General features: G+C 46.2%; 19 protein-coding genes, 3 rRNA genes and 1 riboswitch. Of the genes, 3 read left to right on the top strand and 19 right to left on the bottom strand.

The genetic code is table 11. The features are described 5' to 3' along the window. Positions 1 to 27: 27 nt before the first annotated feature. The gene (locus ACZ5B7_RS01655; protein ID WP_464492366.1) at positions 28 to 1773 is read right to left on the bottom strand and encodes an adenine deaminase C-terminal domain-containing protein; all 1746 of its coding nucleotides are present in this window, start codon (positions 1771 to 1773) and stop codon (positions 28 to 30) included. Between the two features lie 166 nt (positions 1774 to 1939). On the opposite strand from ACZ5B7_RS01655, the gene ACZ5B7_RS01650 reads away from it, so the two are divergent. Next, positions 1940 to 2251 (top strand): YgaP family membrane protein, encoded by a 312-nt coding sequence (locus tag ACZ5B7_RS01650; protein ID WP_464492365.1) that lies wholly within the window; start codon positions 1940 to 1942, stop codon positions 2249 to 2251. 58 nt (positions 2252 to 2309) lie between these two features. On the opposite strand, the gene purD is transcribed toward ACZ5B7_RS01650, so the two are convergent. From purD to ACZ5B7_RS01575, 15 genes are all read right to left on the bottom strand, one after another. Continuing rightward, entirely contained in the window at positions 2310 to 3581 is a 1272-nt protein-coding gene (purD, locus tag ACZ5B7_RS01645) for a phosphoribosylamine--glycine ligase (protein ID WP_464492363.1), read from the bottom strand. A 15-nt stretch (positions 3582 to 3596) separates the two neighbouring features. Next, a complete protein-coding gene (gene purH, locus ACZ5B7_RS01640) occupies positions 3597 to 5132 on the bottom strand; it encodes a bifunctional phosphoribosylaminoimidazolecarboxamide formyltransferase/IMP cyclohydrolase (RefSeq protein ID WP_464492362.1) in 1536 nt (511 codons plus the stop codon). Further along, positions 5110 to 5712 carry a phosphoribosylglycinamide formyltransferase gene (purN, locus tag ACZ5B7_RS01635; protein ID WP_464492361.1) on the bottom strand — a complete coding sequence of 201 codons (603 nt, stop codon included), beginning with the start codon at positions 5710 to 5712 and terminating at the stop codon, positions 5110 to 5112. Before purN ends, purH begins: the two co-directional genes overlap by 23 nt. Next, on the bottom strand, positions 5709 to 6743 hold the full coding sequence (gene purM, locus ACZ5B7_RS01630) for a phosphoribosylformylglycinamidine cyclo-ligase (RefSeq protein ID WP_423800455.1): 1035 nt from the start codon (positions 6741 to 6743) through the stop codon (positions 5709 to 5711). The genes purN and purM overlap by 4 nt, the downstream gene beginning before the upstream one ends. Positions 6744 to 6748: 5 nt before the next feature. After that, a complete protein-coding gene (gene purF, locus ACZ5B7_RS01625) occupies positions 6749 to 8158 on the bottom strand; it encodes an amidophosphoribosyltransferase (protein ID WP_423800454.1) in 1410 nt (469 codons plus the stop codon). Beyond that, positions 8134 to 10365, bottom strand: coding sequence for a phosphoribosylformylglycinamidine synthase subunit PurL (purL, locus tag ACZ5B7_RS01620; RefSeq protein ID WP_464492360.1), 2232 nt, complete (start codon positions 10363 to 10365; stop codon positions 8134 to 8136). The genes purF and purL overlap by 25 nt, the downstream gene beginning before the upstream one ends. Continuing rightward, the gene (gene purQ / locus ACZ5B7_RS01615; RefSeq protein WP_464492359.1) at positions 10349 to 11032 is read right to left on the bottom strand and encodes a phosphoribosylformylglycinamidine synthase subunit PurQ; all 684 of its coding nucleotides are present in this window, start codon (positions 11030 to 11032) and stop codon (positions 10349 to 10351) included. Before purQ ends, purL begins: the two co-directional genes overlap by 17 nt. Further along, positions 11029 to 11283, bottom strand: coding sequence for a phosphoribosylformylglycinamidine synthase subunit PurS (gene purS / locus ACZ5B7_RS01610; protein WP_213120909.1), 255 nt, complete (start codon positions 11281 to 11283; stop codon positions 11029 to 11031). The genes purQ and purS overlap by 4 nt, the downstream gene beginning before the upstream one ends. Continuing rightward, positions 11276 to 11989 (bottom strand): phosphoribosylaminoimidazolesuccinocarboxamide synthase, encoded by a 714-nt coding sequence (gene purC / locus ACZ5B7_RS01605; RefSeq protein WP_423800451.1) that lies wholly within the window; start codon positions 11987 to 11989, stop codon positions 11276 to 11278. The genes purS and purC overlap by 8 nt, the downstream gene beginning before the upstream one ends. Positions 11990 to 12097: 108 nt before the next feature. Beyond that, positions 12098 to 13396 (bottom strand): adenylosuccinate lyase, encoded by a 1299-nt coding sequence (purB, locus tag ACZ5B7_RS01600; RefSeq protein ID WP_464492358.1) that lies wholly within the window; start codon positions 13394 to 13396, stop codon positions 12098 to 12100. Between the two features lie 3 nt (positions 13397 to 13399). Beyond that, the gene (gene purK / locus ACZ5B7_RS01595; protein ID WP_464492357.1) at positions 13400 to 14554 is read right to left on the bottom strand and encodes a 5-(carboxyamino)imidazole ribonucleotide synthase; all 1155 of its coding nucleotides are present in this window, start codon (positions 14552 to 14554) and stop codon (positions 13400 to 13402) included. Further along, entirely contained in the window at positions 14541 to 15029 is a 489-nt protein-coding gene (gene purE, locus ACZ5B7_RS01590; RefSeq protein WP_423800448.1) for a 5-(carboxyamino)imidazole ribonucleotide mutase, read from the bottom strand. Before purE ends, purK begins: the two co-directional genes overlap by 14 nt. Before the next feature lie 135 nt (positions 15030 to 15164). Next, positions 15165 to 15266: riboswitch (purine riboswitch) on the bottom strand. A gap of 87 nt (positions 15267 to 15353) precedes the next feature. Continuing rightward, a complete protein-coding gene (locus ACZ5B7_RS01585; protein ID WP_464492356.1) occupies positions 15354 to 15536 on the bottom strand; it encodes an NETI motif-containing protein in 183 nt (60 codons plus the stop codon). Between the two features lie 11 nt (positions 15537 to 15547). After that, positions 15548 to 16090 carry a DUF2179 domain-containing protein gene (locus ACZ5B7_RS01580; protein WP_423800446.1) on the bottom strand — a complete coding sequence of 181 codons (543 nt, stop codon included), beginning with the start codon at positions 16088 to 16090 and terminating at the stop codon, positions 15548 to 15550. A gap of 54 nt (positions 16091 to 16144) precedes the next feature. Next, positions 16145 to 17017: a mechanosensitive ion channel family protein gene (locus ACZ5B7_RS01575; protein WP_423800445.1), complete on the bottom strand. Its 873-nt coding sequence runs from the start codon at positions 17015 to 17017 to the stop codon at positions 16145 to 16147. Between the two features lie 46 nt (positions 17018 to 17063). On the opposite strand from ACZ5B7_RS01575, the gene ACZ5B7_RS01570 reads away from it, so the two are divergent. Then, positions 17064 to 17210, top strand: coding sequence for a hypothetical protein (locus ACZ5B7_RS01570; protein WP_464492355.1), 147 nt, complete (start codon positions 17064 to 17066; stop codon positions 17208 to 17210). 38 nt (positions 17211 to 17248) lie between these two features. Continuing rightward, entirely contained in the window at positions 17249 to 18523 is a 1275-nt protein-coding gene (locus ACZ5B7_RS01565; protein ID WP_464492354.1) for a TolB-like translocation protein, read from the top strand. Between the two features lie 44 nt (positions 18524 to 18567). Here the strand turns inward: ACZ5B7_RS01565 and rrf are convergent. The 3 genes from rrf to ACZ5B7_RS01550 all read right to left on the bottom strand — a co-directional run bounded on the left by rrf (position 18568) and on the right by ACZ5B7_RS01550 (position 23565). Beyond that, positions 18568 to 18684 (bottom strand): 5S ribosomal RNA (gene rrf, locus ACZ5B7_RS01560). Positions 18685 to 18770: 86 nt separating this feature from the next. Further along, a 23S ribosomal RNA gene (locus ACZ5B7_RS01555) occupies positions 18771 to 21705 on the bottom strand. Between the two features lie 310 nt (positions 21706 to 22015). After that, a 16S ribosomal RNA gene (locus tag ACZ5B7_RS01550) occupies positions 22016 to 23565 on the bottom strand. The 16S, 23S and 5S rRNA genes sit together here, the layout of an rRNA operon. Between the last annotated feature and the right edge of the window lie 308 nt (positions 23566 to 23873).

Genomic DNA, 23873 nt, shown 5'->3' with positions numbered 1-23873 from the left:
GCGTTAAATCATTAACTTAATTATAGTTTAACGCATTATCGATGGAAAGAGTACTGTTTTGTTCATCACATCATACATCCCCTGCTGGGTAATCCGAATATACGGCAAATGCGTCGTTGAGAAAAACAACAAGCTATAAATCGGATCGGAAAAGTTGTAGCCTCGATTTTTCAATTCCTCAAGCAGACGTTTCTCCTGAACCATTAACTCCTCCATCGGAAGATTTGACATAATTCCAGCCAATGGCAGCTGCAGCTCGCAAACAACCTCCCCGCCTTCGACTAGGACGATCCCTCCGTCCAATTCTTTCATTCTATTAAATGCCAAAAGCATATCCTGCTTGTTTTTTCCAATTAAAATGATATCCCCTGTATTGGAAAAGGAACTTGCCAGTGCAGATAAATTATTGGCAAATCCTTTTAACATCGTGTTAATCCGCCATTTCCCTTTGCGGTCAATCAAGGTAAAGAAACACTCATCATGATCGGTTGTCAATTCATCTCCCGAAACATCAATGGCAATGGAATATGGTTTCGTGATAACAGAATTCTCCATTTTGATTCCGAACGGCATGGAAAATTGCAAGTCGTCCATTGTTAATTCCCAGTCTAATTTCATCGGCTTTAAACCATACTGTGACCAATCAACAGCAGGGTAGGCTTCCTCAACCTTCATTCCATTCCGTTTTACCCATTTTCCTTTAGCCAGTACAGATACCGGTGTTGGATTTTCAACGCTTGATAAGAAGTTAATATTTGCTACTCTGCCTGTGGCAATGTTCCCGAGAAGGTGGTCGATGCCATAGTATCTAGCAATATTAACTGAGGCCATATTATAGGCATCAATAACCGGAACATCTTTTTCAATTGCAATCCGAATCATAGCATCGGTTATGCCCTGCTCGTAAAAAGTCGAAGTAGCTCCGTCCGTATTAAATATTAATCTATCATATGCGTCAATTCCCATCCGCTTCATGTCATCAAGAATATCAGGCAGATCAGGGCGAATTGACGAATAGCGTAGGGAAACCATATAGCCCTGCATGAGGCGGTTATAAATTTCCTCACCCGTCATTGCCTCATGGTCACAATCAGCCCCCAAAAGCATCATCTTTGCCAAGGTTTTTTCCGAAGCGCCAGGAAAATGGCCTTCGATTTTCTTGCGCATCCGTTTTGCCTCTTGAATCCAATGAAGCATCATATCATCGCCGTTTAAAAGCTTTGGCCAGCCCGTCAGCTCTCCGCCCTGAAGGACCGCGTCGTGCTCTAGCCAGGACTTAATATTACTGTGTGAAAAAGTTTCTTCCTCATACAAAATTTCTGTTTGCGAATCAAACCGGCACCACCAAAACATTGTGGATGGAATCGAGCGGAAATCCCGCAATAATGAAAACGCTTCCCTTTTTGGTAAATTCAAAGCAAGGGCCATATTGTCATTAATTAATGTCGTGGTTCCAAACTGCGATGCATAGGCCGCAAGAGTATGGGGATTATATAATTGAAACGGATGAGCATGTGGTTCAATATAACCTGGAACAAGGATTTGTTCCGTACAATCAATGATTTCACAGTTTTCTGTGTTGGCAGGCAGGTTCTCGCCAACATAAACAATCCGATCGTCATATATCCAAATATTGGCACGCATCCATTTCTTAAACGTCTGATTTAAGTATAAGGCGTTTTTTAACAGAATGGTGGGGGCTGTTGTCCCATCCAAAACGGATACATGCATGCGTAATTGTCTGTTTTTCCAGCGGTAGCGCTGTTCCAGCATACAAAATCCCTCCCTAAAATGAAACGTATCTATTTATAAATTGTTTGATTTCACAATAAAGAAAACCCTTACAAATTTCTTAGTTATTATACTATCATATTTTGTAATTTAAAGCAGTAAAGAAAATGATAAATATTGTAAAACTTTTGTGAAGGAGTGAACAAAAATGAAAATTACACCAAACATAGGGATTTTAAACGCCCTAATCCGTATTACTGTTGGACTTACCTTGCTTTCTTGGTGCACTGCTAAATTGGTGAAGCAGCCATGGAGAGATTCCTACTTGTTCGTCGCTCTTTGTGCGGCCATGAAGGTGGCGGAGGGAATTGTCCGCTACTGTCCAATGACGGCATTATTTGAGAAGTATCAGTGTATGGTCGATGAAGGGAAACTCGGCGGATCTGTTGATGGAAACATTGATGCCGCTGATGGGATTGAAGGGTTGACCGGGGATGCCATGCCGTATAATCCGACCTGATGTTTAAATTAGTAAATTTTTAAAAAAGGGCTGTCCGCAGGTGCGGCAGCCCTTGAATCTAGAAGACGTGCGCGATAGCCTTAAAACCGATATCCCTCCGGTAAAAAACACCTTCGGACGTTAATTTTACAAGCTCAGCATAAACTTTTTCCTGTGCTTCTGCCAAGTTCCCAGCCTTAGCACCCACCAAAAGAACTCGGCCTCCAGTGGTCACAAAATCACCAGTTTCGTTTTTAGCTGTTCCCGCATGAAAAACATAAACCTGTTCAGCGTCCAATTCTGATAAACCGTCTAGTACAGCACCTTTTTCGTAATCCCCAGGATATCCTTTGGAAGCGACCACCACTCCCAGCATGGCCTCTTCATCCCACTCCAGAACAGGTGTGCCGCCATCCAACAATTCATTCACCACTTGAACTAAGTCTGATTTTAAGCGCGGTAAAATTACCTGAGTTTCCGGGTCGCCAAAACGAGCATTGAATTCAATTACCTTCGGACCGTTCTCCGTTTTAATCAGACCGGCATATAAAATCCCGCAAAAGCTTCTACCCTCTTGAACCATTGCTTTGGCCGCTGGTTTCAGAATAGTTTCAACGGCTGTCTGAACAATTTCTGCGCCAATTTGCGGCACCGGTGAATAGGCACCCATCCCGCCGGTGTTCGGTCCTCTATCGCCGTCAAAAGCCCGTTTATGATCCTGGGCGATTTCAAGCGGAATCACTACCTCGCCATTGACGAAAGCCATTAAGGAAAATTCTTCTCCGTCCAAAAATTCCTCAACCACTACCCGGGCAGAAGCAGCGCCGAACTGTTTATCCAATAACATGCTTTTGAGGCTTTCCAGTGCTTCCTCCATGGTCATGGCCACGGTAACACCTTTCCCTGCTGCCAGCCCATCCGCCTTTATGACAATTGGAGCACCCTTCTCTTCAACATACTGACGGGCCTCGTCATAAGAAGTAAAGACAGCATAATCAGCCGTTGGAATTTGGTATTTCTCCATTAATTCCTTGGCGAATGACTTGCTTCCTTCGATTTCAGCCGCCGCCTGACGCGGTCCAAATACCCTTAGCCCCGCCTCAGAAAACTTATCGGCCAATCCCTCAAGAAGCGGCACCTCTGGACCGATTATCGTTAAAGCGACGCCCTGTTCCTTGGCGAACTGGATCAGTTGTTTGTGGCTGGATTCCTCAATCGCAACAAGCTCTGCCACATCTGTCATGCCAGCATTGCCAGGGGCAGCAAACACTTTCTCCACCTGCTGGCTTTCGCTCGCTTTCCGGCAAATCGCATGCTCTCTACCACCGCGGCCAATTACCATAATCTTCACTGTTCTTCACCCCGATTAATGTTTAAAATGTCTGACGCCAGTAAACACCATAGCAATTCCATATTCGTCCGCTTTTTTAATTGAATCCGCATCACGAATGGAGCCGCCCGGCTGAATAATCGCTGTAATACCTGCTTTTGCTGCAGCTTCGACGGTATCGTCCATTGGGAAGAAAGCATCGGAAGCAAGCCCCGCACCTTCAGCTTTTGCACCTGCCTGCTTAAGGGCAATTTCTGCTGAGCCGACACGGTTCATCTGTCCAGCACCGATTCCAAGGGTCATGTCCTTGTCAGAAACGACAATAGCATTGGATTTCACATGTTTAACAACCTTCCAGCCCAGCTTTAACGCTGCCCACTCAGCCTCCGTTGGCTGTCTCTTCGTTGGAATTGTGATATTGGCATCATCAAGGCTATAACGGTCTTGGTCCTGCATGAGCAGTCCGCCTTCAATCGTCGTCATTTTCCGTTCCACTTTTTGTCCCTGCTCAAATGGAATGGTTAACAGACGCAGGTTCTTTTTAGATGTCAAAACCTCAATCGCTTCCTTCGAGAACGAAGGGGCAATAATAATTTCTAGAAAAATTTCATGGAGCTTGCGGGCTGTCTCTGCATCCACTTCCTGGTTTAAAGCAATAATTCCGCCGAAAATGGAAACGGGGTCTGCAGCAAACGCCTTTTCAAAGGCTTCGAAGACAGTTTTTCCCGTGCCGACTCCGCACGGATTCATATGCTTAACGGCAACTGCTGCTGGTTCCGTGAACTCTTTCACGATTTGCAGCGCTGCATCAGCATCGTTGATGTTATTATAGGAAAGCTCTTTGCCATGAAGCTGGTCGGCATAAGCAATCGAGAATTTGGAACCAAGCGGCTTTTTGTAAAAAGAAGCCTTTTGATGAGGGTTTTCTCCGTAACGAAGCGATTGCTTCAATTCATAGGTAACCGTTAATTTCTCCGGATTTTCTTCCTCAGCTAGGTTGGTCATATATTCCGCAATTAACGCATCATAAGCAGCAGTATGACGGAATACCTTAGCAGCAAGCTTTCGTCTTGTTTCTAGCGTTGTTTCCCCGTCAGCTTTTAACTCTGCAAGTACGGTTTCATAGTCAACAGGGTCGACAACCACGGTAACATATTGATGATTTTTTGCAGAAGCGCGAAGCATTGCTGGTCCGCCGATATCGATGTTCTCAATCGCATCTTCAACCGTCACATCCGGCTTTTCAATTGTCTGCTGGAATGGGTAAAGATTGACACAAACAACCTGAATTGGATCGATGTGATGCTCTTCAAGCTGCTTTTGATGGTCTGCTTCGCCATGTTTCGCCAGCAAGCCGCCGTGAATAAATGGATTTAATGTTTTGACACGGCCTTCCAAAATTTCTGGAAATCCGGTAACGTCCGTTACACTAAGAACAGGAAGCCCCTGTTCCTGAAGCATTTTTTTCGTCCCGCCAGTCGAAACAATCTCAAATCCTAGATTGATCAATTCCTTTGCAAATTCGCTTACCCCGTTTTTGTCTGATACACTAATTAGCGCGCGCTTTTTCATTTTGTAATGCATCTCCTTTTGTCAATAACATCTGCAGAATGGATGGGTATAGCTTGTGTTCAATCTCCTGAATCTTCCACTGTAGGCTTTCTCTCGTTTCATTTTCCTCAATTCGTACCCGTTCCCGGACAATGATAGGCCCTGTATCCATACCTTCATCGACAAAATGGATAGTCACGCCGCTCCATTTGGCGTTTGCAGCTAATGCCTGGCCAATCGCATCCTTGCCCGGGAAGTCAGGAAGCAATGAAGGATGGATATTGATAATCCGTCCTTCATATTCACTTAACAAAGTAGAGCCAACCAGCCTCATATAGCCTGCCAGCACAATCAAATCGACTTGTTTATTTTTCAATAACAGGACGATTTCTTCTTCATAAGCTTCCTTGTTTGGATAGTCTTTGGCGTTAAAAACAAATGTAGAGATTTCAGCCTCCCGCGCCCGTTCAATCACATAAGCCCCAGGTTGGTCGCAAACAAGCAGGGAGAGGTTTGCTGAAAGCTGGTTCGCTTGGACAGCGTCGACAATCGCTTGAAAATTACTTCCGCTTCCGGATGCAAAGATTGCGATATTTTTCATCGACGTCCACCCCTGCCATTAATTTTGATGCCTTCGCTATCAGTTACTACTCCGATTTCATAAGGGGTTTCGCCGCATTGTTTAAAGTGTTCAAGCACATCAGCAGCATCTTCCTTATTCACCGCTATTACCATACCAATTCCCATATTAAAAATATTATACATCTCTTTATAGTCAATTTGTCCAAGCTCTGAGATCAGCTTAAACACATATGGAATATTCCAGTTTTTTTCATCGAGCTCCGCCCCTAGTCCTTTGGTGAGCATCCTTGGGATATTCTCGATAAATCCGCCCCCAGTGATATGGGCCATGCCTTTAATGTTGAATTTTTTCAATGCTGACAAAATCGGCTTTACATAGATTTTTGTCGGTTTCAGCAATTCTTCTCCCAAGGTGCAGCCAAGTTCATTCACAAATTCAATCAATGACCAATCATTAAATACCTTCCGTACTAAGGAATAGCCATTGCTATGGATACCGCTTGACGCAAGACCAATCAGGACGTCGCCTGCCTTAATCGTTTCACCAGTAATCAAGTTGGACTTTTCACACGCCCCGACCGTAAAACCTGCCAGGTCATACTCATTTCCACGGTAGAGTCCAGGCATTTCCGCTGTCTCTCCGCCAATTAAGGCACATCCGGCTTGCTCGCAGCCATCGGCAATCCCTTTGACAATTGCTTCAATCTTTTCGGGGAGCGCTTTGCCCGTTGCAATGTAATCAAGGAAATACAATGGCTCTGCACCTTGGACGACAATATCATTGACGCACATCGCCACGGCATCAATGCCGATTGTATCGTGGCGGTCCATCGCAAAAGCAATCTTTAGTTTAGTTCCTACCCCGTCCGTTCCTGACACCAAGACCGGCTCTTTTAAGTTTAGGGTCGATAAGTCAAACATCCCGCCAAAACCGCCGAGGCCGCCCAAGACGCCGGCCCGGGCTGTTTTTTGGACATGCTTTTTCATTCTTGCTACGGCTTCATAGCCTGCTTCGATATCAACACCAGCTTGTTTGTATGCATTAGCCACTGCTGTCACCCCTTTTGGTAGTAGTATTGAAGTGTATCTGGATAGATTTCAGTCGGATAATTTCCGGTAAAACAGCCAAGGCAAAATCCGTTTGTTCCTTCCTTCTGACCAAGGGAGACAAGCATCCCTTCAAGGCTTAAGAACGTTAAGGAATCTGCTCCAATCAACTGTCTGATCTCCTCAACCGATTTATCTGAAGCAATTAATTCTTCCTTTGAGGATGTATCGATTCCGTAGTAGCATGGGTTTTTGATTGGCGGTGAGCTGATGACAACATGCACCTCGGTTGCCCCTGCTTCCTTTAGCATTTTGACAATTCTTCTGCTCGTTGTTCCGCGGACAATCGAGTCATCGACCATGACGACACGCTTCCCTTCGACTACCCCTCGGACAGCCGACAGCTTCATTTTTACCCCTTGCTCACGGAGCGACTGGGACGGCTGGATAAAAGTCCGGCCGACATATTTATTTTTAATTAAGCCCATCTCATAGGGAATACCCGACTCTTCGGCATAGCCGATTGCAGCAGAGATGCTGGAATCTGGAACTCCTGTCACCACATCTGCCTCAATTGGCGCCTCCATGGCCAATCTTTTCCCCATATTTTTGCGGGCGGTATGCACATTGATTCCCTGGATGTTGCTGTCCGGTCTTGAAAAATAAACATATTCCATCGTACAAATCGCTTTTGTTGAACTAACCGAAAACATCTCTGACTTGATTCCATTTTCATTGATGATTAATAGCTCGCCTGGCTCAACATCGCGAATATATTCAGCGCCAATTACGTCAAACGCACATGTTTCCGAAGCGACCACATAAGCATCGCCAAGGCAGCCGAGCGAAAGCGGCCGTAATCCATGAGGATCGAGTGCCACCATTAATTCGGTTTCGGTCAAAATCAAATACGCATAGGCTCCTTTTAGCATCGAAAGAGCGTTTTTCACCTTGTCATTCATGTTCGGAAATCCGCTTCTTCTGATCAAGTGGGCAAGTACTTCCGTATCTGAGCTTGTTTGAAAAATGCTGCCCTGCGCTTCAAGCTGATGTTTTAAAGAATTTGCATTCACTAGATTGCCATTGTGGGCAAGTGCCAGACTCCCTGTTTGGGAATGAAACAGGAGGGGCTGGACATTCTCATAACCCCCGCCGCCTGCTGTTGCATAGCGGACATGACCAATCGCTGTGTTGCCAGTTAACTCTGCCATTCTATCAGCCGTAAAAACTTCTGTAACCAGTCCTTCGCCCTTGACCACTTTCAGTGTATTGCCGTCATTAACGACAATGCCGGTTCCTTCTTGGCCTCGGTGCTGCAGGGCATGCAGCGCATAATAAGTCAGCTGAGCTGCATCCTTATGGCCCCAAACACCAAAGACTCCGCACTCCTCGTTTAATCCCTTGATTTCAGCAAGCATGGGATTGCCCCCTTCCAGGCAGCTTTTAATTCTTCCACAGACGACTCAAGGACTGTTTGCTCTCCAGATATCACGCTCATTGTTCCTGAATTATTCACTTCGCCGATCAAGGCGGCTTCTACTAAACTTTCAAACTCAGCTTGATGTTCCTTTTTCACAGATAAAAGGAAGCGGGACTGCGTTTCACTGAATAAGGCAGAAACTAGGTTTCCAGCGACATTCACTTTCGCCCCAAGCTGTGGATTTTCAAACAGACATTCTGCTAAAGCGACTGAAAGGCCGCCTTCTGACAAGTCATGAGCAGACTGAACCACTCCGGCACGAATCGCTGCAAGAACTTGCTGCTGTCTGTCTTTTTCGATTTGAATATTTAATTCCGGTGCCTTTCCAAAAACCTGGCCATTGTTAAGGAGCTTTTGCAGCTCGCTGCCGCCAAATTCATCCTTAGTTTCTCCGACTAAATAAATCAGGTCACCGCTGTTTTTAAAGTGCTGGGTTGTAATATGATCAAGGTCTTCGATTAGTCCAACCATCCCAATAACAGGTGTCGGATAAATAGCAGTACCGCTTGTTTCGTTATATAAAGAGACGTTTCCGCCGATAACTGGTGTTTCTAATACCCGGCAGGCTTCACTGATACCGTCTGCCGCTTTTTCAATCTGCCAAAATACTTCTGGCTTTTCCGGGTTACCGAAATTAAGGTTATCGGTAATCGCTAGTGGTTCCGCGCCAGAACAGATGATATTTCTTGCTGCTTCCGCCACAGCAATTTGCCCGCCTGTTTCCGGGTCTAAATAGACGAAGCGGGAATTACAGTCAGTTGTCATTGCCAGTGCTTTGCGGGTGCCGCGGATTCTTACTACGGAAGCGTCCGATCCCGGAGCGATGACTGTATTGGTGCGAACCATATAATCGTATTGTTGATAAACCCATTCCTTGCTGGCTACAGTTGGCTGGCTTAATAGTTTTACCAGTGTTTCTTGTAAGTTTTCTACTTGTGGAATTTCGTTCTCCATCGCCTGGAATTCTGCGAAATATGCAGGCTCCATGGATGGCATGTTGTAAACAGGCGCGTCCTCCGCTAAGGAATCGACCGGAACGTCGGCCACTACTTCACCGTGATGAATCAAGCGCAGTTTCTTGTCATCCGTTACCTTTCCAATTGCAACAGCCTCTAAATCATATTTTTCAAAAAGCTCGACGATTTCCTGCTCACGGCCTACTTTCACGACCACCAACATGCGTTCCTGTGATTCTGACAACATCATTTCATAGGCAGTCATGCCAGTTTCCCGCTGCGGAACAAGGTCAAGGTTCATCTCGATACCCATTCCGGCTTTGCTGGCCATTTCAGCAGAGGAGCTTGTAAGTCCCGCTGCACCCATATCTTGAATGCCAACAAGGGCATCGGAATGAATCAACTCAAGACAAGCTTCTAGAAGGAGTTTTTCCATAAACGGGTCACCGACTTGAACTGCTGGACGGTCTTTATCTGATTCCTCGGTTAATTCTACAGAAGCAAAGGTTGCCCCGTGAATGCCATCGCGGCCGGTTTTCGCGCCGACATACATAACGGTGTTTCCAGCACCGTGCGCTTGGCCTTTTTTAATATCTTTGTGGTCGATAAGGCCAACACACATTGCGTTAACGAGCGGGTTGCCCTCATAGCAATCCTCGAATTGGATCTCGCCGCCAACAGTTGGAATTCCGATACAGTTTCCATAACCGGCAATCCCGGCAACGACTTCTTTAAAAAGGTATTTGACTCTGGAAGAATAATCCAGCTCGCCAAAACGAAGCGAGTTTAATAGGGCAATTGGGCGTGCTCCCATCGAAAATACATCGCGGATAATACCGCCTACCCCAGTTGCTGCGCCTTGATACGGTTCAATTGCAGATGGATGGTTGTGGCTTTCAATCTTAAATACAACCGCCTGACCGTCGCCAATATCAACAATCCCGGCGCCCTCGCCAGGTCCTTGAAGAACCTTTGGGCCGCTGATTGGGAACTTTTTCAACACAGGCTTTGAAGTTTTGTAGCTGCAGTGCTCAGACCACATGACGGAGAAAAGGCCTGTTTCGGTATAATTCGGTGTCCGGCCCAGGATGTTTTCAACCAAGGTAAATTCGTCATCGGATAAACCCATTTGCTGATATAGTTTTTCTGCTTTAATCTGTTCTGGATTTGGTTCAAGCGTTAACAACATGTGCTTCCCTCCAAGCCTTTACGATTGATTGGAACATTTTCAGACCGTCCGCGCTTCCGAGCAAGCTGTCAACAGCACGTTCTGGATGCGGCATCATTCCGAGCACGTTTCCTTTTTCATTGATGATTCCGGCAATATCAGCGAGACTTCCGTTCGGGTTTTGCTGATAGGTAAAGACGATTTGGTTGTTTGCCTTTAATTGTTCGAGTGTTGCTTCGTCGCAATAATAATTTCCCTCGCCGTGGGCGACTGGAATGGTGATGGTTTGCCCTTGTGCGTATTCACCAGTAAACATGGATTCGTTATTTTCTACCTTTAATTCGACTGGTTTGCATATAAATGAAAGACTTTCGTTTCGTCTCATCGCCCCAGGCAGCAGGCCAGCTTCTAAGAGTATTTGAAAACCATTGCATACTCCCATTACCGGCTTTCCAGCCTCGGCAGCCTTGATGACTTCCTTCATGACCTTGCTGAAGCGGGCAATCGCACCCGTGCGAAGGTAATCCCCATAAGAGAAACCGCCTGGCAGAAGAATGCCGTCAAATTCGTCTAAGTTGTCTGTATCATGCCAAACGTATTCAACTTCCTCACCGAGTTCGTCTTTTACGGCATGGTACATATCGATATCACAGTTGGATCCCGGAAAAACGATGACCGCAAATTTCACTGTGCGACACACTCCTCTACTTCATATCGGTAGTCTTCGATAACCGGATTGGCGAGCAGCTTGCTGCAAATTTCGTTGATGACTTCATCGATATCGCGTTCTGATTTTTCAAGTGTCAGTTCCATATATTTGCCGATGCGGACATCCGCAACTTCCGGGTAATTTAAAGAGTGAAGGGAATGGGTAACGGCCTTTCCCTGCGGGTCCAATACGCTCTCTCTTAATGTGACGAATACCTTAACTTTATACATGCTGATGTCCTCCAAGTCTTTTAAGAATAGTTTCATAGGCTTCGGTTAAGCTTCCTAAATCACGGCGGAATACGTCTTTATCAAGCTTTTCGTTTGTCTTCTGATCCCATAGGCGGCAGGTGTCAGGGGAAATTTCGTCGGCTAATAAAATTTGCCCATCTTGGTCTTTGCCAAATTCAAGCTTAAAGTCGATAAGATTAACGCCAAGATTATCGAAAAAGTTTATTAACACTTCGTTGATTTGCAGTGCTTTATCTCGTAAAATACTGATTTCTTCAACTGTTGCGGCTTTCAGTTCGAGGATGTGGCTTTTTGTGACAAGCGGGTCACCCAAGTCATCGTTTTTTAAATAAAATTCCACGATTGGCGCTGATAGCGGGCGGCCTTCTTCGACTCCCAAACGTTTTGAGAAGGATCCTGCAGCTGTATTGCGGACGACGACCTCAAGCGGGATAATGGAGACTTTTTTAACTAATTGCTCGGTTTCGGATACGCGTTTGATGAAATGCGAGTCTATTCCTTGTTCTTTAAGTTTTATAAATAGCAAACTAGTAATCTCGTTATTCAAACGGCCTTTACCGGTGATGTCAGCCTTCTTTTGTCCATTAAAAGCGGTGGCAGAGTCTTTATACTCGATTAAAACAATTTGCGGGTCTTCAGTTGAATAGATACGCTTCGCTTTTCCTTCATATAGCATTTCTTTCATCTTGGGTCGCTCCTTATTTTTCAATATTAGGAATCTTCAGTATAGGTAAAGGGGCATAACCATGTTAGTGATGCCCCTGTTTAATTTTTTTCGTGTTAACTTGCTGCCTTACGCATTTAATCCTAATCGATCAAAAATGGTATCCACATGCTGTAGGTGGTAGCTGTAATCAAAGCAATCGGCGATTTCCTCAGCAGACAGCTTTGAGGTAATTTTTTCTTCCGCTTCGACTAAGCTGCGGAATGGAACCTGCTTTTCCCATGCTTCCATTGCCTTTGGCTGGACAGTGTCGTAAGCCGCTTCGCGGGATAAGCCTTTATCAATCAGTGCTAGCAGCACGCGCTGAGAGTAAATCAAGCCAAGCGTACGATCCATATTGCGCTTCATGTTTTCCGGATAAACCGTTAAATTCTTAATGATATTTCCAAAACGGTTCAACATATAATTCAACGCAATTGTGGCATCCGGCAGGATAATCCGCTCAGCCGAAGAATGGGAGATATCGCGCTCATGCCATAGTGGAACATTCTCATAAGCCGTCATCATGTAGCCACGAATAACGCGGGCCATCCCTGTCATATTCTCGGAACCAATCGGGTTACGCTTATGCGGCATCGCCGATGACCCTTTTTGTCCTTTTGCGAAAAACTCTTCTACCTCACGCGTTTCACTTTTTTGTAAGCCGCGGACTTCTACGGCAAATTTTTCAATCGAAGTGGCAATTAACGCCAGTGTCGACATGTAATGAGCATGACGGTCACGCTGCAAGGTCTGTGTAGAAATCGGCGCACGTTGAATCCCTAATTTTTCACAAACGTACTGTTCGACAAACGGATCTATGTTGGCATACGTTCCAACTGCACCGGAGATTTTCCCAAACTCCACACCTTGGGAAGCCTGCTTAAAACGCTCCAGGTTCCGCTTCATTTCTTCATACCAAAGGGCAAGCTTTAAGCCAAACGTTGTTGGCTCCGCATGTACGCCGTGTGTCCGGCCCATCATAACCGTATATTTATGTTCAATCGCCTTATTTCGCAAAATCTCAATAAAGTTTTCGATGTCCTTAAATAAAATCGCATTGGCTTGCTTTAAAACATAGGAAAGGGCTGTATCAACCACATCCGTAGAAGTTAAGCCGTAATGCACCCATTTACGCTCTTCGCCTAGTGTTTCAGATACGGCACGGGTAAAGGCAACAACATCATGTCTTGTTTCTTCTTCAATTTCCTTAATCCGGGCAATATTAAAGGAAGCATTTTCGCGCAGTTTTTGAACATCCTCTTTCGGAATCTCACCTAACTCGGCCCACGCTTCACATGCGAGAATTTCCACCTCAAGCCAAGCGTTGAAGCGGTTCTCCTCCGTCCAAATGGCTCCCATTTCTGGTCTCGTATAACGATCAATCATCTTTTATCCTCCGATCTTTACTGTGGCAGCCGCCCAAATGCTGCTCTTTTGGATTTCGTCAAGGGCATCTTCTACAATATCACGCAAAATAGTAACATGGCCCATTTTTCGCTTCACCTTTGGTTCTTTTTTTCCGTACAAGTGAACCTTCCAATCGTTCATGGCCGGAATTTCTTGATATAAGCTTTCAAGATGCTCCCCTAATAGGTTGACCATAACAACTGGTTTTAATAGCTCCGTGCTACCTAATGGCCAGCTGCAAATCGCGCGGATATGCTGCTCAAATTGCGATGTCTGGCAGGCCTCAATGGAGTAGTGCCCGGAATTGTGCGGCCGCGGTGCTAATTCGTTAATGTAAATTTCACCATCAGCAGTCACAAACATCTCCACCGCAAGCGTTCCTGCCAATCCTAGGTAGTCGGCAATCTGTTTCGCCTTTTGAATCGCCAGGGCTTTTGTTGCCTCCGAGATCCGTGCCGGAACAATCGTCTGATGCAATATATTGTCTACGTGAATGTTTTCCGCTACTGGTAAAATCGCTGTTTCTCCATCCAGTCTGCGCGTCACAATCACGGAAATTTCTTTTTCAAATGGGACCCATTGCTCTAGCACGCATTCGCCATGATTAATAAGGGCTTCCCCTTTTTCTAAATCACTATGTTCCTTTATGACCAGCTGGCCTTTTCCGTCATAGCCGCCTCTTGCCGTTTTTAATACAGCAGGATAGCCCACGGCTTCAATTTTTAAAAATAAATCTTCCACACTATAAATCTCTTCGTATGGAGCGACTTCAGCCCCTGCGTTCCGAATCGCCGCCTTCTCTGTGATTCGGTTCTGGGTAATGGTCAATAGCTTTGGTCCCTGCGGAACATAGGCTTGTTCGCAAAGCCAGCTTAATGTATCTGCATCAATATTTTCAAATTCATACGTGATCACGTCACTTACCGCAGCTAACCGGCCGATTGCCTCGCGGTCATCATAAGCGCCGATGACTTCCACATCTGCCACTTGCCCGCAAGGAGAGTCCGCTGTCGGCTCTAAAACGGCAATCCGAAAGCCTTGAGCTTTAGCCGCCAACGCCATCATTCTGCCAAGCTGGCCGCCGCCAATAATACCGATTGTCGCCCCTGGTAATATAACTTTATTATTCAAGTTCATCACTGCTTTCTAACACTGCGTTTTTAGTCGCTTCCCGCCTTGCTTCCAATTTGCCCGCTAACTCCACGTCAGTTGCAGCGAGAATTTGTGCCGCCAAAAGCCCGGCATTCATTGCGCCAGCCTTGCCAATTGCAACCGTCGCAACCGGTACACCGCCTGGCATTTGCACGATTGACAGCAAAGAGTCGAGTCCGTTTAAAGCCTTCGTCTGGACAGGAACACCGATGACAGGAAGAGTTGTTTTCGCAGCCACCATGCCCGGCAAATGCGCTGCCCCGCCTGCTCCAGCGATAATTACCTTTAAGCCTTTTTGTCTGGCATCTTCTGCATATGAAAACATCAAATCTGGTGTCCGATGTGCAGAAACGACTTTCTTTTCATATGGAATTTCAAGCTCTTCCAAAATATCGCATGCATGCTTCATAGTTTCCCAGTCCGACTTGCTTCCCATAATTACGCCGACCAAGTTCTTCATTCCGCTGGTCCCCCTATAAAACTTTTTTAGAAAAATAAAATACCCGGACAAATGGTATCTCTAGAAGAGAAAGCCATTTGTCCGGGCATGGAAAATCAAGAACACAAATCTAAGGGGGATGCCCCTTATGTGCCGAACATATTGACTTTCCCTCATAGTCCAATAATTTACGGTTATTGGGTAGAGACTTATGGGCCATATTCCCATTGATATATGAGGGTAAGAATAATTTCGTAATTTCTAAACTTATCTTACCAAGCATTTTAGTAGGCTGTCAACCAATAATCGAACATTATTTTTAAATATTACTGTAATGTTCGTGTTTTACTCGATAATTCTTGCATCAAAGATAATTTTCCTCCCGGCTGGCTCGTAAACGGTTTCATTGCCTTTCTTGACCTCTTGAAAAATAGGTTTCTCTATTCGGCTTACAGGCGTATACCCCTGCACCTTTATCCGATTTAAACATTCCTCAATACTCTCATTATCCTGTACCTCAAATTGCATCTTCTTTTTCCTCATTTAAATAATTTACCTCGTTTCACGGATTTGACCCAGAAACCGCCATAAATAGTTTTTGGCTCATAGGCAATGATGAAGGCTTTTGGATCAATATTTTTAATCGCATCATATAATCTTAACTCAAACTTTCTTGGAGTGAGAATCTGCAAGGCCATCCGGTTTCCTTCCAGCCCATGCGCCTCCCAGTCGGTCACGCCATAGCCCTTTTCCCTCAAAATCTTCGGCAAATTCTTATCATATTCCGCTGTGATGACATTGACGGTAATATAGCCGAGAGCCAACTTCTCTTCAATTTTCATACCGACAATAACGCCAATCCCATAACCGACTGCATAGGCAACCAGGTTCTGAATCTCATTTAAATTGTTTAAAACCAGACCCAGCCCCATCACATAAATGACTACCTCAATCATGCTAAGGAACGCGGCCAAATACCTCTGCCCTTTTAAAGTTAGAATCATCCTAATAGTAAAAAAAGACACATATACAATATTAATGATAAGGATAATTGCAACCATAACATAACTATTCTCCAACATTGAATGCCCTCCTAAACCGTGCTTCCCCTACTTTAACATATTCATCTACCAAGGTCAGTCAGAAGGGATGTTCGCTTTTTCCCCCGCAAGCCGGTTCGCTGCCTGTTTAATGAACAGCGTATCCTCCGCAAGCATGATGTCGTGGTCAAAAAGTGTTTGGGCAATAATCCTTCTCGCCTTAATGCCGGCTTCCCAATAAAAAGCGTCATCGACCAGTCCGGTGATGGTATACTCAATCCCATGATAGTTAGCGTTGATCGCTGTAATGCCAAAAACACTAAAGGGCTCTACAATACAATTTTCTCCGTCCATCTTTAAACAGTCTTGATTAACTTCATTTATTTTTTCACAGGCCAGCTCCAAGACCGATAAAACCTCTTCGGGATTCTCCCGATAGCTGATCACCACGTTTTCAATCACGCGCATTTGTTCAATATTATAATTATGAATTTGTTTGATTTCCCCATTGCTGATCGTTAACAGCTTCCCGCTCCACTCCCGGATTTTAATAAACCTAAGACCAATTTCCTCAACCGTTCCACTGAAAGTGTTATTGATCGTAATAAAATCTCCTTTATGGAGCTGTTTTTCATAAATTAAAAAAGTGCCCGAGAGAAGGTCCCTAATCAGGCTTTGCGCACCAATACCAACAATGACCCCGACTACCCCCGCGCCGGCGAGAAATCTCCCAAAATTATCGACATATTGAGAGAGCGCGTAAAAAATAACCCCAATCGTCGCCAAATACCTAGTAAAGGAGCGAACCATACTCGCAATCGTCTCCTCTTTCCGCTCCTCAATAAAATGCGTCTGCTGAAAAAACTTATGAATAACCCGATTAATCACAAACACACCCAACCAAGCAATCACAGCCGCAAAAAAAATACTCGTCAATCTATACTCATGAAGCCAATCAAACCATGCCATCGTTCCACCTCCAGTGAAGCATGGGTGAAGCATGGGGACGGTTCTTGTGCATCACTTCATCCCGCATATCCTTATTCTTTACAAAGAATCGCAGGATTTACTATTTTTAGGGGAAAATATTGAAACATGGGGAAACACAGGTGATGCATGGGGACGGTTCTTGTGCATCAAAAAAGGTGAAAATGAAACATAAGAACCGTCCCTTTACATCAGGTCAGATGGGGTGATTTCGTGATTAGAACCGTTCTGCTTGCCATTTTGCTTACTTTTACATTCCTAAGTAATGCTTTCGCCACTGTTCAGGAAAAAGCAGCTTTTATTCGCCAAGATGATTTATGGGTAAAAATCAACAATAACGAAGGACGGTTAACTAAAGGTGAATATGTAAGGTACCCAAAGTGGTCCTATGACGGACAATGGCTTGCCTATTTAAAGGCCGTTAAACAGGAAGGAAATATCGTTTATGATGGTGATCTATGGCTCTATAATCTTCATACTAATAAACATTTTAAGATGGCTTCAAAAGTTAACAAAAACTTTCAATGGTCCGGCCGTGAAAATAAACTTGCTTATCTCGTCAACAAGACTCTTTATGTAGTAGATACTAAACCTTCTAAATCCTTGCTGGCTTCGATGCTGGCTCAAGGCGTGGAGAACTTTTCTTGGCTTACTAATGGGGATGGTTTATTGATCTCCGCCAAAAAAAGTGAACAGCTTCATTCTGATATTATTTTATCTCTGGTTATGTTAGAGGTGGACAGGCAAAGGCCGATTGTAAAGAACCTATTTACAATACCAGTTGGGGAGGATGAATACTTTGTCAGCACAAGTTCGTTTAAGTGGTCATCTGATAAGGGCTGGATTAGCTTTTTATTAATTCCGACTGCTTCCATGTCGGCAGATGCGAATCCACTTTGTCTGCTGTCTGCTGACGGGGCGGTTTTTAAAAAAGTGGATGAGATGCTGAATTATGCGGAATGGATGCAGTGGGCGCCCGCCGGAACTAATTTAGCTTATATTGGCGGAGTCGGAAGGGAAGCGACTTATAATAAGCATTTGTTGCTGGTAAGGCCTACTCCTTTGAAAAAAGAGCTTATAACGCCAGCTAAGGGATATGCTGACCGGGATTTAGTTTGGAAAAATGAAACGGTAGTGGTTGTTTCCCGATCAGCCGAAAGTAAGGAGGGCAGACTGGATGAACGGCCTCTTCCTCAGTTATTAGAGGTAAATCTCCTTACCGAGAAACAAAAGCAAATTACCTTTCCTCAAAAAAATAAAGGTGATTTTGTACCAATGGTTAGAAAGGAGCAGCTTTTTTGGATAAGGACTGACCGACAGAAAGCAGACGTACTTACTTCCCACTTTAATAAAAGAGAAAAACATTGGATTAAAAACATTACGGTGCCAAGCAGTTATTATGAAAGGTGGAATTGGGATGAGGTATTTGATTTATATACTGAGGTGATGCGTGGGGACGGTTCTCATGCATCATTCAATCCTAAATAGCCAACAAAAAAAGACAACCATTTTTAGGTTGTCTTTTTTTGTTGGCCCGGCAGCGTCCTACTCTCACAGGGACTTGCGTCCCAACTACCATCGGCGCTGAGAAGCTTAACTTCCGTGTTCGGGATGGGAACGGGTGTGACCTTCTCGCCATTACTACCAGACCTATTTATTTAGAGGTTTCATTCCCTCAAAACTAGATAACGCAGAAGAAGTTTAGTAAAAACGAGTTCACCTTATTTATTATGACTTGGTTAAGTCCTCGATCGATTAGTATCAGTCAGCTCCACACGTCACCGCGCTTCCACCTCTGACCTATCAACCTGATCATCTTTCAGGGATCTTACTAGCTTGACGCTATGGGAAATCTCATCTCGAGGGGGGCTTCATGCTTAGATGCTTTCAGCACTTATCCCGTCCGCACATAGCTACCCAGCGATGCCTTTGGCAAGACAACTGGTACACCAGCGGTGCGTCCATCCCGGTCCTCTCGTACTAAGGACAGCTCCTCTCAAATTTCCTGCGCCCACGACGGATAGGGACCGAACTGTCTCACGACGTTCTGAACCCAGCTCGCGTACCGCTTTAATGGGCGAACAGCCCAACCCTTGGGACCGACTACAGCCCCAGGATGCGATGAGCCGACATCGAGGTGCCAAACCTCCCCGTCGATGTGGACTCTTGGGGGAGATAAGCCTGTTATCCCCAGGGTAGCTTTTATCCGTTGAGCGATGGCCCTTCCATGCGGAACCACCGGATCACTAAGCCCGACTTTCGTCCCTGCTCGACTTGTAGGTCTCGCAGTCAAGCTCCCTTGTGCCTTTACACTCTGCGAATGATTTCCAACCATTCTGAGGGAACCTTTGGGCGCCTCCGTTACACTTTAGGAGGCGACCGCCCCAGTCAAACTGCCCACCTGACACTGTCTCCCACCCCGATCAGGGGTGCGGGTTAGAATTTCAATACAGCCAGGGTAGTATCCCACCGACGCCTCCACCGAAGCTGGCGCTCCGGTTTCTCAGGCTCCTACCTATCCTGTACAAGCTGTACCAAAATTCAATATCAGGCTACAGTAAAGCTCCATGGGGTCTTTCCGTCCTGTCGCGGGTAACCTGCATCTTCACAGGTACTATAATTTCACCGAGTCTCTCGTTGAGACAGTGCCCAGATCGTTACGCCTTTCGTGCGGGTCGGAACTTACCCGACAAGGAATTTCGCTACCTTAGGACCGTTATAGTTACGGCCGCCGTTTACTGGGGCTTCGATTCAGAGCTTCGCTTGCGCTAACCCCTCCTCTTAACCTTCCAGCACCGGGCAGGCGTCAGCCCCTATACTTCGCCTTGCGGCTTTGCAGAGACCTGTGTTTTTGCTAAACAGTCGCCTGGGCCTATTCACTGCGGCTCTTCGGGGCTATTCACCCCAAAAAGCACCCCTTCTCCCGAAGTTACGGGGTCATTTTGCCGAGTTCCTTAACGAGAGTTCTCTCGCTCACCTTAGGATTCTCTCCTCGCCTACCTGTGTCGGTTTGCGGTACGGGCACCTTTTATCTCGCTAGAGGCTTTTCTTGGCAGTGTGGAATCAGGAACTTCGGTACTATAATTCCCTCGGCATCACAGCTCAGCCTTACGGTGAACGGATTTTCCTATTCACCAGCCTAACTGCTTGCACGCACATATCCAGCAGTGCGCTTACCCTATCCTCCTGCGTCCCCCCATCACTCAAACGATAAAGAGGTGGTACAGGAATATCAACCTGTTGTCCATCGCCTACGCCTTTCGGCCTCGGCTTAGGTCCCGACTAACCCTGAGCGGACGAGCCTTCCTCAGGAAACCTTAGGCATACGGTGGATGAGATTCTCACTCATCTTTCGCTACTCATACCGGCATTCTCACTTCTAAGCGCTCCACCAGTCCTTACGGTCTAGCTTCAACGCCCTTAGAACGCTCTCCTACCGCGGACACCACAAGGTGTCCACCCACAGCTTCGGTGATACGTTTAGCCCCGGTACATTTTCGGCGCAGAGTCACTCGACCAGTGAGCTATTACGCACTCTTTAAATGGTGGCTGCTTCTAAGCCAACATCCTGGTTGTCTAAGCAACTCCACATCCTTTTCCACTTAACGTATACTTTGGGACCTTAGCTGGTGGTCTGGGCTGTTTCCCTTTTGACTACGGATCTTATCACTCGCAGTCTGACTCCCACGGATAAGTCATTGGCATTCGGAGTTTGTCTGAATTCGGTAACCCGATGAGGGCCCCTAGTCCAAACAGTGCTCTACCTCCAAGACTCTAACTACGTGAGGCTAGCCCTAAAGCTATTTCGGAGAGAACCAGCTATCTCCAAGTTCGATTGGAATTTCTCCGCTACCCACACCTCATCCCCGCACTTTTCAACGTGCGTGGGTTCGGGCCTCCATCCAGTGTTACCTGGACTTCACCCTGGACATGGGTAGATCACCTGGTTTCGGGTCTACGACTACATACTAATTCGCCCTATTCAGACTCGCTTTCGCTGCGGCTCCGTCTCTTCAACTTAACCTCGCATGCAATCGTAACTCGCCGGTTCATTCTACAAAAGGCACGCCATCACCCATGAACGGGCTCTGACTACTTGTAGGCACACGGTTTCAGGATCTCTTTCACTCCCCTTCCGGGGTGCTTTTCACCTTTCCCTCACGGTACTGGTTCACTATCGGTCACTAGGGAGTATTTAGCCTTGGGAGATGGTCCTCCCTGCTTCCGACCGGATTTCACGTGTCCGGCCGTACTCAGGATCCACTCAGGAGGGAACGAAGTTTCGACTACAGGGCTTTTACCTTCTATGGCCGGCCTTTCCAGACCGCTTCATCTACCCCGTTCCTTTGTAACTCCATGTTGAGTGTCCTACAACCCCGAAAGGCAAGCCTTTCGGTTTGGGCTGTTCCCGTTTCGCTCGCCGCTACTCAGGGAATCGCGTTTGCTTTCTCTTCCTCCGGGTACTTAGATGTTTCAGTTCCCCGGGTCTGCCTTCAATACCCTATGTATTCAGGTAAAGATACTGCTCCATTACGAACAGTGGGTTTCCCCATTCGGAAATCTCCGGATCGGCGCTTACTTACAGCTCCCCGAAGCATATCGGTGTTAGTCCCGTCCTTCATCGGCTCCTAGTGCCAAGGCATTCACCGTGCGCCCTTTCTAACTTAACCTAAAAGGTTTTACTTACTCTTAAAAATAAGAGAGAAAAACTAAAATGGCGATTACTCGGTTCTTACTTGGTTACTTCTTCTTTTACGATTATCTAGTTTTCAAGGAACAAGGCTACTGACTTCAATCACATCATGATTAAACATCAGAGCGTTACTTCTTGCAGCCTTGCGACGAGCTGAGGATTCACTTCCTCGAGTTACTGCGGCGCAGGAGCAAAAAAATAAGGTTTTGAGAGATAATTCCCTCAAAACTAAACAAACAGAAAACAGTCAACTTCTTATCAGTCCAAAAGGACTGCATTATCCTTAGAAAGGAGGTGATCCAGCCGCACCTTCCGATACGGCTACCTTGTTACGACTTCACCCCAATCATCTGTCCCACCTTAGGCGGCTGGCTCCTTACGGTTACCCCACCGACTTCGGGTGTTACAAACTCTCGTGGTGTGACGGGCGGTGTGTACAAGGCCCGGGAACGTATTCACCGCGGCATGCTGATCCGCGATTACTAGCGATTCCGGCTTCATGCAGGCGAGTTGCAGCCTGCAATCCGAACTGAGAATGGTTTTATGGGATTGGCTCCACCTCGCGGCTTCGCTGCCCTTTGTACCATCCATTGTAGCACGTGTGTAGCCCAGGTCATAAGGGGCATGATGATTTGACGTCATCCCCACCTTCCTCCGGTTTGTCACCGGCAGTCACCTTAGAGTGCCCAACTGAATGCTGGCAACTAAGATCAAGGGTTGCGCTCGTTGCGGGACTTAACCCAACATCTCACGACACGAGCTGACGACAACCATGCACCACCTGTCACTCTGTCCCCCGAAGGGGAAATTCATATCTCTAGGAGTGTCAGAGGATGTCAAGACCTGGTAAGGTTCTTCGCGTTGCTTCGAATTAAACCACATGCTCCACCGCTTGTGCGGGCCCCCGTCAATTCCTTTGAGTTTCAGCCTTGCGGCCGTACTCCCCAGGCGGAGTGCTTAATGCGTTAGCTGCAGCACTAAAGGGCGGAAACCCTCTAACACTTAGCACTCATCGTTTACGGCGTGGACTACCAGGGTATCTAATCCTGTTTGCTCCCCACGCTTTCGCGCCTCAGCGTCAGTTACAGACCAGAAAGCCGCCTTCGCCACTGGTGTTCCTCCACATCTCTACGCATTTCACCGCTACACGTGGAATTCCGCTTTCCTCTTCTGCACTCAAGTCCCCCAGTTTCCAATGACCCTCCACGGTTGAGCCGTGGGCTTTCACATCAGACTTAAAGGACCGCCTGCGCGCGCTTTACGCCCAATAATTCCGGACAACGCTTGCCACCTACGTATTACCGCGGCTGCTGGCACGTAGTTAGCCGTGGCTTTCTGGTCAGGTACCGTCAAGGTACCGGCAGTTACTCCGATACTTGTTCTTCCCTGACAACAGAGCTTTACGACCCGAAGGCCTTCATCGCTCACGCGGCGTTGCTCCATCAGACTTTCGTCCATTGTGGAAGATTCCCTACTGCTGCCTCCCGTAGGAGTCTGGGCCGTGTCTCAGTCCCAGTGTGGCCGATCACCCTCTCAGGTCGGCTACGCATCGTCGCCTTGGTGAGCCGTTACCTCACCAACTAGCTAATGCGCCGCGGGCCCATCTGTAAGTGTCAGCCGAAACCGACTTTCAACCTTCCCTCATGCAAGGGAAGAAATTATCCGGTATTAGCTCCGGTTTCCCGAAGTTATCCCAGTCTTACAGGCAGGTTGCCCACGTGTTACTCACCCGTCCGCCGCTAACCACCAGGAGCAAGCTCCCAGTGATTCGCTCGACTTGCATGTATTAGGCACGCCGCCAGCGTTCGTCCTGAGCCAGGATCAAACTCTCCAATAAAGTTGAGTTGATTAGCTCAAAAATGTTACGTTGGCTCATGTTTTCTATTTATATAGAAGAAACATGATAATTATTGTTTGTTGACGTTTTTGTTTGTTTAGTTTTCAAAGAACTATTTTTTAAAATCGCTTCATCAGAAGCAACTCTATTAATATATCACATCGTTCTTTCTAAGTCAACAACTTTTTTGAAGTACCTACTATCAATTTGTTGTTAACTCTTCGGTAACGACTGCTTTAATATACTATCACCCTGGATTAAATTCGTCAACTGTTTATATAGATTTTTTTCAAAAAAATAACCGGCCC

It is taken from the genome of Neobacillus sp. S1115, from assembly GCF_055385565.1.
This window is presented reverse-complemented; position numbering and strand designations above follow the sequence as displayed.